General features: G+C 63.7%; 9 protein-coding genes. 5 read left to right on the top strand and 4 right to left on the bottom strand.

Annotation, left to right across the window (positions count from 1 at the left end; genetic code table 11):
* Nucleotides 1-33 precede the first annotated feature (33 nt).
* The 3 genes from PQQ53_RS28820 to PQQ53_RS28810 all read right to left on the bottom strand — a co-directional run bounded on the left by PQQ53_RS28820 (nucleotide 34) and on the right by PQQ53_RS28810 (nucleotide 4,297).
* Nucleotides 34-2,865 carry an ATP-dependent Clp protease ATP-binding subunit gene (locus tag PQQ53_RS28820; RefSeq protein WP_408327937.1) on the bottom strand — a complete coding sequence of 944 codons (2,832 nt, stop codon included), beginning with the start codon at nucleotides 2,863-2,865 and terminating at the stop codon, nucleotides 34-36.
* A gap of 137 nt (nucleotides 2,866-3,002) precedes the next feature.
* On the bottom strand, nucleotides 3,003-3,170 hold the full coding sequence (locus PQQ53_RS28815) for an Hsp20/alpha crystallin family protein (RefSeq protein ID WP_408327934.1): 168 nt from the start codon (nucleotides 3,168-3,170) through the stop codon (nucleotides 3,003-3,005).
* Nucleotides 3,171-3,406: 236 nt separating this feature from the next.
* Nucleotides 3,407-4,297, bottom strand: a complete 891-nt coding sequence (locus tag PQQ53_RS28810) for a helix-turn-helix domain-containing protein (RefSeq protein WP_408155588.1) — start codon at nucleotides 4,295-4,297, stop codon at nucleotides 3,407-3,409.
* 353 nt (nucleotides 4,298-4,650) lie between these two features.
* Between PQQ53_RS28810 and PQQ53_RS28805 the strand changes: the two genes are divergently transcribed.
* Nucleotides 4,651-5,217 carry a phosphate-starvation-inducible PsiE family protein gene (locus tag PQQ53_RS28805; protein ID WP_408145911.1) on the top strand — a complete coding sequence of 189 codons (567 nt, stop codon included), beginning with the start codon at nucleotides 4,651-4,653 and terminating at the stop codon, nucleotides 5,215-5,217.
* Nucleotides 5,218-5,509: 292 nt separating this feature from the next.
* Here the strand turns inward: PQQ53_RS28805 and PQQ53_RS28800 are convergent, their stop codons facing one another.
* Nucleotides 5,510-6,448 carry a LysR family transcriptional regulator gene (locus PQQ53_RS28800; RefSeq protein WP_408145909.1) on the bottom strand — a complete coding sequence of 313 codons (939 nt, stop codon included), beginning with the start codon at nucleotides 6,446-6,448 and terminating at the stop codon, nucleotides 5,510-5,512.
* A gap of 345 nt (nucleotides 6,449-6,793) precedes the next feature.
* Between PQQ53_RS28800 and PQQ53_RS28795 the strand changes: the two genes are divergently transcribed.
* Genes PQQ53_RS28795 through PQQ53_RS28780 form a run of 4 tightly spaced genes read left to right on the top strand, consistent with a single transcriptional unit; the run spans nucleotide 6,794 to nucleotide 12,840 of the window.
* A complete protein-coding gene (locus PQQ53_RS28795; protein ID WP_408327931.1) occupies nucleotides 6,794-8,290 on the top strand; it encodes a UbiD family decarboxylase in 1,497 nt (498 codons plus the stop codon).
* A gap of 13 nt (nucleotides 8,291-8,303) precedes the next feature.
* The gene (locus tag PQQ53_RS28790) at nucleotides 8,304-8,969 is read left to right on the top strand and encodes a UbiX family flavin prenyltransferase (protein WP_408145905.1); all 666 of its coding nucleotides are present in this window, start codon (nucleotides 8,304-8,306) and stop codon (nucleotides 8,967-8,969) included.
* Nucleotides 8,966-12,022, top strand: coding sequence for a xanthine dehydrogenase family protein molybdopterin-binding subunit (locus PQQ53_RS28785; RefSeq protein WP_408327928.1), 3,057 nt, complete (start codon nucleotides 8,966-8,968; stop codon nucleotides 12,020-12,022). The genes PQQ53_RS28790 and PQQ53_RS28785 overlap by 4 nt, the downstream gene beginning before the upstream one ends.
* On the top strand, nucleotides 12,019-12,840 hold the full coding sequence (locus PQQ53_RS28780) for an FAD binding domain-containing protein (protein WP_408327925.1): 822 nt from the start codon (nucleotides 12,019-12,021) through the stop codon (nucleotides 12,838-12,840). Before PQQ53_RS28785 ends, PQQ53_RS28780 begins: the two co-directional genes overlap by 4 nt.
* The last annotated feature ends 27 nt before the right edge of the window (nucleotides 12,841-12,867 follow it).

The following is a 12,867-nucleotide window of genomic DNA, read 5'->3' as shown; positions in this document are numbered from 1 at the left end:
TGACTCCGCCGGCAGCACCCATCGATACGGGCCTCAGGCCGGGCTTTCGGCGGCCTTCCTGGCTTCTTCTCCGGTCGATTCTTCCTGCGTCGCCAGCTTCTTCACACGTACGGCCTTTTCGCCGGCATCCCAGCGGATTTCGACGGCATCGCCGCTGCGCACATCGCCTCTTAACAGCGAGTCGGCGAGTTCCGATTCCACTTCCAGACGGATCTTGCGCTTCAACATCCGCGCGCCGAACTCGGGATCGTATCCGACCGTCGCCAGGTGATCACGCAGTGCATCGTCGAACGACAGTTCGATATTTTGCGCGGCCGCGGTGCGCTGCACGCGCTGAAGTTGCAGGTCGACGATCCGGCGGATCTGCTCCTTGCCGAGCGCATGGAACACAACCACTTCATCGACACGGTTCAGGAACTCCGGCTTGAAGTGATGCCGCAGGATTTCCATCAGCCGGTCGCGTAGCGCGGGATAGTCGAGCTGTTTCGAATCGGCCTTCATGTTGTCCTGAATCATCTGCGAGCCGATGTTGCTGGTGGCGATGATCACGGTGTTGGTGAAATCCACGAGCCGTCCCTTGCCGTCCGTCAGACGTCCTTCGTCGAATAGCTGCAGCAGGATGTTGTGCACTTCGGAATGCGCCTTCTCGATCTCGTCGAGCAGCACGACGCTGTAGGGGTGGCGCCGCACGCGTTCGGTCAACTGGCCGCCTTCTTCGTAGCCGACATAGCCGGGAGGCGCGCCGACGAGACGGGCCACCGTATGGCGTTCCGAGTATTCGCTCATGTCGATGCGCACGAGCGCGTTCTCGTCGCCGAACACGGCGGCGGCGAGCGCCTTCGCGAGTTCGGTCTTGCCAACGCCTGTCGGTCCGAGAAAGAGGAAGCTGGCGATCGGCTTGCCCGCTTCCGTCAACCCCGCGCGTGAAAGTCGCACGGCCTTTGATACGGCCGTTACGGCTTCGTCCTGGCCAACAACGCGCTCCCTCAAACGGTCTTCCAGACGCAGCAGCTTGTCGCGATCCTCGGCCGTGAGTTCGGAGACCGGCACGCCGGTCAGCGAGGATACGATCTGCGCGATGTCTTCCGCCCCGACTTCCTGCGAACTGGTGCCGCGCTCCTTCTTCCAGGCCTCGGTCGACTCGTTCAGACGCGCCTGCTCGGCCGTGATTTTCTCCTGCAGTGCCTTCGCCTTGTCGAACTGTTTGGCCGCGCTCGCCGAGTCCTGCTCCTGACGCAGACGACGGATCGTGGCCTCGATACCGTGCAGCGCCTGCGGTCGCGAATTCGACGAAATGCGCACGCGTGCCGCGGCCTGGTCGAGCAGGTCGATGGCCTTGTCGGGCAGGAAGCGGGCGGCGATATAGCGATTCGACAGCTTCGCCGCGGCCGTGATCGCCTCTTCGGTGATCTTCACCTTGTGATGCGCCTCTAGCCGGTCGCGCAGGCCGCGCAGGATATCGATGGTGTCTTCGACGCTCGGCTCGGGGACCATCACTGGCTGGAAGCGCCGTTCGAGCGCCGAATCCTTTTCGATGTACTTCTGGTATTCATTGAGCGTAGTCGCGCCGATCAGATGCAGTTCGCCGCGCGCAAGCGCCGGCTTGAACACGTTGCCGATATCGAGCCCGCCTTCGCCGCCGCCCTGGCCCGCGCCGACGATCGTATGAAGCTCGTCGATGAAAATGATGAGCCGGTCCTGGTTCGCGACGATTTCGTCGAGCACCTGCTTGATGCGCTCTTCGAATTCGCCCCGATACTTCGCGCCCGCCACCACGCTGTTGATGTTCAGCTCGACCACGCGCTTGCCGCGCAGCACTTCAGGGATCTGGTCCTGCGCGATGCGTTGCGCCAGACCTTCGACGATCGCCGTCTTGCCGACGCCCGGCTCGCCGATCAGTACTGGATTATTCTTGCGGCGCCGCGCGAGCACTTCGATGGTGGTTTCGATTTCCTTGTCGCGGCCGATCACCGGATCGAGCTTGCCGCGCTTGGCCAGCTCGCTCAGATCGCGCGCGTATTTATCGAGCGTCGGGGTGGAGGAGCGGCCTTCGACGCTGCCGTCTTCGGCGCCCTGGCCCACCACCTTCACTGCTTTCTGGCGCAGCGATTGCGATGTCAGCCCGAGTTTGCGCAGCAGTTCGCCGGCGAAGCCGTCGCCTTCCTCGACGAGACCGATCAGTATGTGTTCCGGGCCGACATAGCTATGGTCGAGCTCGCGCGACGCCACGAGTGCATTTTCGAGCGCGCTTTTTGCACGCGGCGAAACGCCGATGCGGGGCTCCTCGCCATCGGCTTTGGCCGTACCGCGCGGCGCGTCCTGTTCGATGGTGCGTTTGATATCGTCGGCATCGAGCTTGAACTCGCGCAGGATTTCGTTGACCACGTTGTTATCGGCGAGCGCGAGCAGCAGATGTTCCGTGTCGACCTCGTTCTTGCCGAACTCGACAGCTTTCTGCGCGGCCGCATGCAGCCGGTCGAGCCCGCTTTCGCTCAGAAAGCTTTGCAGGTCGACTGCCTCGCGTGCACGCCTGTGTCGGCGAGGGCGGGCACCGCTGCTGTCGGGGCCGCCCGCTGCTTCAGACGGACCGGATGACCCGGCCGAAGCCGACGCGCGGCGAGGCGCGGAACGCCCGGCCCGCTCCCAGTCCGTGCCGCCGTTTTCGAATGGCGACCATCCCTCGTCGAACAGACCCTCGAACAGGCCGCCGTGGAAAAGCGACTCGAGCGGCGACAGGCTGCGCTGATGGCGTGCCATGAACTCCATGTGATGTTCGTCGCAAAGCATTAACTGGCGGCGCTGGCCGTTCTCGGTGATCGTAATCTGTGTAGTCGCCGGTTTGCCGCAAACACTGCACTTGGCCATGATGTTCCTCTTCAGGTTCTGCCCACGCGCTGTGCGTTGCGATGTGGGCGGCTGGGCTGTCCGTATCCTGGATATTTCCGCCTCGCCGACGCACTGATTCACGATTTCTCGCGGCGAGACCTCGGGGGATTCGCGGGTCACCCGATCTCGATCTGCTTTGCGGTCTGCTTTGTCTCGCCCGCTTTGGGCTCGCGTATGTCGCGTATGATCACCGCGCCGTTGTCGAAGCGCGTGTCGGTACGATTGAGGCCGGCACCGGACGGCAACGGAATCGCCCGCTGAAATTGGCCGAACGCGCGTTCCACGCTAATAATCGCGTTGGCCGCGTACAGCGCGACCGGAAAGGTGAACGAGACGAGATAGGCGCAGCGTCAGCAAGCCGAATGAAACCCGCGACGCCGCGCAGCGCTGCCACCCATCACGCGTGTCCCGGCAGGACTTGCATCGTGAGGCCTCGCGTAGCAACGAACTGTATTCGCCCCGGGCGGAGCCATTGAAGCGATGCATTCAACACTACGCGCCCACATAGGCGACTTCTTTCTCAATCCTGCCAAGACGTGTCGGGATTCTGCGATCCTCGCGTACGCCTCCCCAATGCCGGCAATTCGCTTCGCGCAGCAAGCCGGAATGCGCGCGGAGTCATTCCCGTGTAGCGATGAAATACTTCGGTGAAATGCTGCTGGGTCTGGAAACCCGTGCGGGCCGCAACGTCAACGAGCGGCACCTGACTGGAGGACAGCATCCATTTGGCGAGCGTCAGGCGCTCCGTTGTTAAATAAAAATGAGGTGAGAAACCGGTGGCTTTCTTGAATGCTCGCGCGAAGTGCGATGGACTCATATGCACCAGCGCGGCGAGATGCTCGACGCGAATGTTCTCGGCAATATGTTCGCTGATGTAGATGTCGATGCGCGCCAGTTTTTGCTGCTCCATCGGTACTTCGGGGTCGCTTGCATGAGCGCTGCGGCTGTAGTGATACGAGACATGCAGGGCAATGGCGTCGGCGAAGGCCTCGAGGCAGCCGACTTCCACGGCGGCGGTTTGAGAGAGCGAAATCAGCGTGTCGGCCGCCGCGCGCAGGAACGGATCCCAAGCCTGAGACCATAGTGGCAACTTACGGGGCGCCGTTCCGAAAACCTGTTGCAATTTGCTTTCGAGCGTGTGCGAATCGAGCGTAATGACGAGCCCTTGTGGATCGTCCCTGGGCGCGGCTAATTGTGCGGTGGGTGGGACGAAGGCGATACACGGTGCACTAACGCTGAGGTGGTTACGTTTGCCGGTTGCGTCACGGCTGCTTGCTTCTACGGCGGTCCTGTCGGCCGGTACGAGCAGGCAGATGTCGGAACGTGTACCGGTCAACCGGTCGACACACGCAGCGCGAGGCGGGTAGTGGCGTAATCCTTGAAGGGGGGCGAGGGAAGCGGTACGTTCCATATTGCGCTGTCGGGGTGCGGCCTCTGGGTCTGTTCTTGCGACTCCTGCTCCTGCTCCTGCTTCTACTTCAAGCTTAGTACGTGTTGTGTCATGCCGCGTTCCTGTGCGCGAATTTAAAAAAATGCCGCATTCGCCGATCCCGAGGGTGTGCGCTGGCGGCGGTGACTTATAGCTTTCAACAACGACCTCAGCCCGTTGCGTTTCCAGGCAGCTATCTGCAAAGAAACAGCATGAACTCGAAAGACCGTCGCGCACGCGCTGCCGCATCGTCATCTGACCTGTGCACGGCACAAGTGCAATTCGCATGCCCGATGTGCGCACGCGGGGTATCGGCAGCGGCCGGGAGCCAAATCATGGACGGAAAGAAGAGCTGGCTGCGCAGGGATTTCGATGCGCTGCGTCTGGAGTGGGCCGTACTCACCTTTTATGAGCGCTTTGAACAGCTTGTCGCGCATGTGCTGAGCGTGGTGATCTCCGTCATCATTCTCGTGTCGCTTTGGCAATTGATTCACGCAGTTACTGCATTGCTGGTTTCGGACGCGTTGAACCCGCTTGATCACGCAGTGTTTCAAACGGTCTTCGGCATGGTCATGACGCTGCTGATCGCAATGGAATTCAAACATTCGATTACGCGCGTGATGGCGCGGCGCGATCATATCGTTCAGGTCAAGACAGTGGTTCTCGTTGCGCTGCTCGCCATCGCGCGTAAATTCATCATTCTCGACCCGGCCAGCGCACCCGCGGAGATCGCGGCGCTTGCGTTTGCGCTGGTGGCGCTGGGAAGCGTCTACTGGCTGATGCGGCAGCGCGACGATCCGGTCGACGCGGCAGCGGCGGCGGACGTCGAACCCGACCGCGATATGTATGCACAGCGGCAGCACGAAACACGCTCCGGCGAAGGCGCGCGGCGCGGCGATTGACTGGAGCCGCCGCCTGATGACAGCGAAAGCGCCGCTTTAACGAACGTCGTCGACGGCCACGCAAGACCCCTTTCGGTTCGGCTTTCGACACGAGGGTTTCGAGCGCGAGGCCCTTCGTCTCGCTGTCCGTTGCCCGCACGAAACCCAAATCTTCCGGGCGCTGTTCACGGTGGGCGGTCACGTCTACGATGCAAAGGCCGGCCGTGTCGTGACAGTGTCTCTCCGCGCTTTTCTCCCGCTTCTCAGTGCTGAGGCCGTGTTCTTACAGGACGGAAACTGATCATGGATGAACTCACGAAGCCGTCCCTTCATCATGCGTGGCACAGGGCGCAGATTCGTTCGATACATCACGTAATTCGTCGGCGATGATCTCGATCAGCGCTTCGGCAGCAGCGCTCAACGGCCGCCGCGGATGACTGATTCGCACGATATGGCGTACGATGCGCGGCGCGAGAATCGGATAGGTGCGTAATGCCCCTCGCCGCACTGCGCGTTCAACCGCGATGCGCGGCAGGATCGTCGCAAAGCGGGTGCTTTCGACGAGCTTCACGATCGTGCTCAACACGTCGATCTCGAAGCGCGGCGCAAGCAGCACGTCCTCATGCTGCGCGGCCGTATCGAGCACGCCGCGCAGGCCGTGGCGCTTGGTGGGCAGCACGAGTTCGAGTTCGGGCAGTTGCGCGAGTTCGATCGCATGCGGCAGTTCGGGGCCGTGTTCGGCGCTGGTGACGAGCACCATCTCTTCATCGAGGAGCGGCTGCGAGTCGAGCGACAGGCGCGAGCGCGGCTTGTTGATCAGCGCGGCGTCGAGTTGGCCGCCCGACACCCAGTCGATGAAGGTCGCGGTGTAGCCGTCGGCGACGGTGACTTCGACATGCGGATAGCGCGCGTGAAAGCGTGACAGCGAATCGGCGAGAACGCTTTCCGTCACCGATGCGATCAGCCCGATCGACACGTGGCCCGTCACGATCTCGTCGCGCTGAACCATTTGCTGACGCGCATGCGCAAGATCGCGGACGATCGGCAGAAAGAGGCGGTACATCAGCCGTCCGGCGGCGGTGGGCGCCATGCCGTGCCCGCCACGGTCGAACAGTTGCTGATGCAGTTCTTCCTCCAGCTTGGCGATCTGCATGCTGAGCGCCGGTTGCACAATGTTCAGGCGCTTGGCGGCGCGCGTCACGGAGCCGTCCTCGAACAGTGCGATGAAATACTGGATCTGCTTCAGGTCCATGCGAGGTCCATTTGACGTCGAGCAGGGGCGCCGCGGGTTGCATCAGGAAAGTTGATATCCGCTGCGCGGTCCATCAGGTCACTCACGAAAGCCGGTGACAACAGCACACCGCGTAACTATCTGAATAGGTGAGAAAGACCCTTACCGGGAACGTTGCGTATTGATAACCGAGCGCCCGAAGGGCGTCATCGGGGCTAACACTGATATCAAAACTAATGATGAAAAACATCAAAAAACAATATTAGAAGTTATAGCCCGTTCTCGCTACGCTTCATTCCAACTTGCTGCATGTCCGCCCGACAGACTCGTTCCGGCGCCCGACGGCAAGCACCGATGGAGACGTAGATGAACTCACGCGATGCCGCAGGCAGCGGCACACCTCAATCCTCATGGGCGCCGCAGAGCACCGCGCCGACGCTGCGCCACTGGCTTGAACGCCTGTCGGCAACGGGCCGCGTCGCAACGATCGATCAGCCGGTTTCGCTCGAACACGAACTCGCGGCAGTTGCCAAGCGGCTCGACGGCGAACAGGCCGCCATCTTTCTCAAACCCGGCGGCCACGCGATTCCGGTGGTGAGCGGCTTCATGTCGAAGCGCGCGTGGATTGCCGAAGCGATGGGCGTGCCCGAGGCCGCGCTGCTCGAACGCTTTCGCGATGCGGCCGGGCATCCTGTTGCCTGGCACGAACTGCCACGCGAACAGGCCGCGTGTCAGCAGGTCGTCCGCACCCAAGGCATCGATCTGCACGCATTGCTGCCGATCCCGACCCACAGCGAGCACGACAACGGTCCCTACATCACGGCCGGCCTCGTGATTGCTCGTAATCCGCGGACCGGCATCCAGAACGTGTCGATCAACCGCATTCAGGTGCACGCCCCGGACCGCATGGCGATCCTGATGTTGCCGCGTCATCTGCTGGCGTTCTATCAGGCCGCGGAAGCGGCGGGCGACGCGCTCGACGTGGCGATCGCGATCGGCGTCGATCCGTTGACGATGCTGGCGTCGCAGGCCATTTCCCCGATCGACAGCGACGAACTGGAGATCGCCGGTGCGTTGCACGGCGCGCCGCTGCCGGTTGTCAAATGCGTGACGAACGACGTGCGTGTACCCGCGTTCTCGGAAATCGTGATCGAGGGCCGCATCCTGCCCAAGGTGCGCGAGCCCGAAGGTCCGTTCGGCGAATTTCCGAAGTACTACAGCGCGCGCGAAGCGCGTGAGGTGATCGAGGTGACGGCGGTCACACACCGCGAACAGCCCATTTATCACACGATTGTTCCGGCTGAAATGGAGCATCTGCTGCTCGGCGCCATTCCGCGCGAAGCGACATTGCTGGCGCATCTGCAGCGCAGCCATCCAGGCGTGAAGGACGTGGAGTTGTCGGTGGGCGGCGTGTGTCGATATCACCTGTGGGTCCAGTTCGACAAGAAGCGCGAAGGCGAAGCGAAGAACGTGATCTTGTGCGCGTTTGGCGCGCACTACGACATCAAGCAGGTGGTCGTCGTCGATACGGATGTGGACGTGCACGATCCCGCCGAAATCGAATGGGCGATCGCGACGCGCTTCCAGGCGGATCGGGATCTCGTGATCGTGGCCGGCGCACAGGGCTCGCCGCTCGATCCGTCGACGACCGTCGGCCAGCCCGACGATGCGCCGCCGCACATGCAGGGCGTCAGCGCCAAGATGGGTCTCGACGCGACGCGCCCGGTCGTCTATCCGGCGCATGTATTCACCCGCGTGCGGATTCCGGGGCAGGACACCGTCGATCTCGACCGGCTCGTCGCCACGAGCAACGCAGCGTTCGAGGCCTACTTGCACAGCGGCCAGCTGCGCGACGCGGTCTGAGCGAGGCACAGCCATGCAGTCAACGCAAAGGCGTGAACGGATCGTCGTCGGCATGTCCGGTGCGAGTGGTGCAGTTATCGGCGTTCGGCTGCTGGCGGCCTTGCGCCGGCTCGGCACGGCCGAGACGCATCTGATCGTGTCGCCGTCGGGCGCCATTACCGCTGCGCAGGAGCTCGGTCTCACGCGTTCGGATCTCGACGGCCTCGCCGACGTCGTCCACAACGTGCGCGACATCGGCGCGACGGTGGCGAGCGGCTCGTTTCTCACCGCGGGCATGGTGATCGCGCCGTGCTCGATGAAAACGCTGGCGAGCGTCGCCAACGGTTTCGCCGACAACCTGCTGACGCGCGCCGCGGACGTGATGCTCAAGGAGCGCCGCCGCCTCGTGCTCGTCGCGCGAGAAACGCCGCTCAATCTCGCCCACCTGCGCAACATGACGCTCGCCACCGAAATGGGCGCGATCGTGATGCCGCCGGTGCCCGCGTTCTATGCGCACCCTCAAACCGTCGACGACATCGTCGATCACACGGTCGGCCGGATCATGGATCTGTTCGGCATCGAGCATCGCGAGATTGCGCGCCGCTGGAGCGGTCTTGCCAGCGAGTTCGACCGACGCGGGAACGACGAGGGCGACGACGCCCATGCAACCGCCACGCGCGGGCAGGGAGCCATGAAATGAATCAGCGCGATACAGTTGCCGAACTGGTGGCGGAGGCACGCCCCGCTGGCGAGCCCGAAACGTCGGCTGAACGCCAGCGCCATGTGGGCCGCTCGATGGAACGCGTCGAAGATCCGGCGATCCTGACCGGCCGCGGACGTTACGGCGACGACATCGCCGTGAAACCCGGCACGCTGCACGCCGCGGTGTTGCGCTCGCCGCACGCCCATGCGGAACTGCGCAGCATCGATACGGACGCTGCGCTGAAACTGGCCGGCGTGCGCGCCGTGCTCACACGTGACGATCTGCCGGGTTGGTCGCGGCCGTTCGTGGTCGGCGTGAAGTCGCCGATGGAGCAGTGGGCGCTCGCGATGGATCGCGTGCGCTATGTCGGCGAACCGGTTGCCGTGGTGCTGGCCGAATCGCGTGCGCTCGCTGAAGACGCGCTCGATCTGATCAAGGTCGATTACCAGACGCTGCCGCCGGTGACGTCGATCGAAAACGCGCTCGCCGACGATGCGCCTGTTCTGCATCCGAAGGTCGGCACGAACGTGATCAGCGATCGTCACTATCGCTATGGCGAGCCCGAAGCGGCATTCGAACGCGCGCCGCATCGCGTGACAATCGACGCGCACTATCCGCGCAACACGTGTGCGCCGATTGAATGCGGCGTGGTGATCGCCGAGTATCTGTCCGGCGATGAAGGCTATGACGTCACGTCGAATTTCATGGGGCCGTTCTCGTTGCATGCGGTAATGTCGATGGCGCTGAACGTGCCGGCAAATCGTCTGCGGCACAAGGCGCCGCGCGATTCGGGCGGCAGCTTCGGCGTGAAACAGGCGGTGTTTCCGTATGTGGTGTTGATGTGCCTTGCGGCGCGCAAGGCCGGTGCACCGGTGAAATGGGTCGAGGATCGCCTCGAACATCTGAGCGCGGCCACGTCGGCCACCGCGCGCCTGACGACGCTCGAAGCCGCCGTCGAAGGCGACGGCCGCATCACCGCGCTCTCATATGACCAGATCGAGGACTGCGGCGGCTATCTGCGGGCGCCGGAGCCTGCAACCTTCTACCGGATGCACGGCTGCCTGACGGGCGCGTACGCGATTCCGAATCTCGTCGTGCGCAACCGCGTGGCGCTCACGAATAAAACGCCGACGGGCCTCGTCCGCGGTTTCGGTGGACCGCAGGTGTATTTCGCGCTTGAACGTCTGATGCAGCGCATCGCGATCGAACTGAAGCTCGATGTGCTCGACGTGTATCGCCGCAACTTCGTCGCCGCCGATGCGTTCCCGTATCGCGCCGCAGCGGGTGCGCTGCTCGATTCCGGCAACTATCAGGAAGCGCTGCGCCGCTCGCTCGCTGAAGGCGGCTACGAAGAACTCGTCGCACGTCGCGATGCTGCGCGCCGCGAAGGACGACTGTATGGCATCGGCTTTGCGGCGATCGTTGAGCCGTCTGTGTCGAACATGGGCTACATCACGACCGTGATGCCCGTCGAGGCGCGCAAAAAGGCCGGCCCGAAGAGCGGCGCCATTGCGAGCGCGACGGTCAGCGTCGATCTGCTCGGCGGCGTGGTCGTGACGGTTGCATCGACGCCGGCGGGGCAGGGACATATGACGGTCTGCGCGCAGGTCGTCGCCGATGTGCTTGGTCTGAATCCGCGGGACATTGTCGTCAACGTCGAGTTCGACACGCACAAGGACGCGTGGTCGGTGGCGGCAGGTAACTATTCGAGTCGTTTTGCCGGTGCGGTGGCCGGCACGGTGCATCTGGCAGCGATGCGTGTGCGCGACAAGGTGGCCCGCATCGTCGCGCAGCAATCGGGTTGTGCGCCCGAGGACATCTGTTTCGAAGACGGCCGCATCTTTGCGAAGGGCAAGGAAGACCGCGCGCTGCCGTTTGGGCGCGTCGCGAGCAATGCGCCGCACTGGGCGCCCGCGCTGTTGCCCGAAGGCGAAGAGCCGGGCCTGCGCGAGACGGTGTTCTGGACGCCGCCGCACATGGACGCGCCCGACGAGCAGGATCGCATCAACACATCGGCGGCCTACGGTTTCGCGTTCGACATGTGCGCCGTCGAAGTGGACCGCGCAACCGGCCGCGTGCGCATCGACCGCTATGTGACCGCACACGATGCCGGCACGCTGCTCAATCCGGCACTCGCCGACGGCCAGATTCGCGGCGCGTTCGCGCAGGGCCTGGGCGCGGCACTGATGGAAGAGTTCCGCTACGGCGCAGACGGCAGTTTCCAGTCGGGCACGCTCGCCGACTACCTGATGCCGACCACCTGCGAAGTGCCTGACCCGGTGATCGTGCATCTGGAAACGCCGTCGCCGTTCACGCCGCTTGGTGCGAAAGGGCTCGGCGAAGGCAACAACATGAGCACGCCCCCATGCATCGCAAATGCAGTGGCCGATGCACTCGGAGTCGAGGATATCCGCTTGCCGCTCACGCCCGCGAAGGTGATGCACCTGATCGGCATCGACGATCCACCGCCTTCACGTCCCGAGTTACTCGAAGCGGCAGCGGCCGCCGCGCCGAACAAGGCGCTCGCAGGCGGCAAGGCGCTGACGGCGCGGGGCACTGTCGATCTCGACGCCAAACCCGAAGCGATCTTTGCGGTGCTGATGGACCCGCAGGCGCTCGCGAAGGTCATTCCAGGCTGCCACGCGCTCGAAGCGACCGGACCGAACCAGTATCGCGCGGATGTGACGGTCGGCGTCGGCATGATCAAGGCGCGCTTCGAAGCGCGGATCGGCTTGTCGGATATCGACGCACCGCATCGTCTGCGGCTGGCGGGCGCCGGCAGTTCGCCGCTTGGCACCGCGCGTGGCGAAGGGCTCGTCGAACTGACGCCCGCGGACCGCGGCACGCGGCTGTCGTACGACTATGAAGCGCAGGTGTCGGGCAAGGTTGCGGCAGTGGGCGGACGGATGCTCGAAGGCGCGGCGAAAGTCGTACTGCGGCAACTGTTCGAATCGCTGGGCCGGCAAGCGTCAGGCAAACCCGTCGATCAAGGCCGCGCGCAAGGCTCGTGGCTCTCGCGCTTCCTCGCATTCTTCCGGAGCAGAACATGAAACCCGCGCCGTTCGATTATCTGCGCGCGACGAGCACTCAACATGCGCTCGAAGCGCTCGCGCATGGCGGCGAAGACGCACGCGTGCTGGCCGGCGGCCAGTCGCTGATGGCGGTGCTGAACATGCGCCTCGCGCAACCGCGCTGGCTCGTCGATATTTCCCGCACCGACGAGTTGAATACGGTGCGTGTCGACAACGAGGCGGGGCAGCTCGTTGTCGGTGCGGCGGCGACGCAGGGCAGCGTCGAGTGGCGCCCGTCGCTGCGCGACGAAGTGCCGTTGCTCGCTCTCGCGTTCCCGCACATTTCCCACTTTCAGATCCGCAATCGCGGCACTGTATGCGGCTCGATCGCTCACGCGGATCCGAGCGCCGAGTTGCCTCTCGCATTGGCAGCCTTGGGCGGCGATGTGCTGCTGCGCTCGGCAAAGCGCAAGCGCGTGCTCGCCGCCGAGGACTTTTTTCAGGGAATGTTGATGACGGCGCGCGAGCCGGACGAACTCGTCGAGGCCGTGCGTTTTCCGCTGAAAAAGCCGGGCGAGCGCTACGGCTTCGCGGAATTCTCCGCACGTCATGGCGATTTCGCGCTCGTGTCGTGCGCGGCGGTGGTGACGGATAACGCGATCCGGCTGGCAGTGGGCGGCGTCGCCGACCGGCCGGTGGTGGAGCGCTGGACGCGTCTGCAGGGCGACGACCTGCGTACTGCATTGAACGATTTGAGCTGGAAGCTGGGCGCGCAGGATGACGCGCATGTCAGTGCGACGTATCGCCGGCATCTGGTCCGGCAACTGGGATGGCGCGTGATAGAGGAGGCGAAGTGAGCAAGACCCCGAAGACCCCCGTTAATA

It is taken from the genome of Paraburkholderia strydomiana (genome assembly GCF_046030495.1).
Lineage (GTDB): Bacteria > Pseudomonadota > Gammaproteobacteria > Burkholderiales > Burkholderiaceae > Paraburkholderia > Paraburkholderia strydomiana_A.
This window is presented reverse-complemented; position numbering and strand designations above follow the sequence as displayed.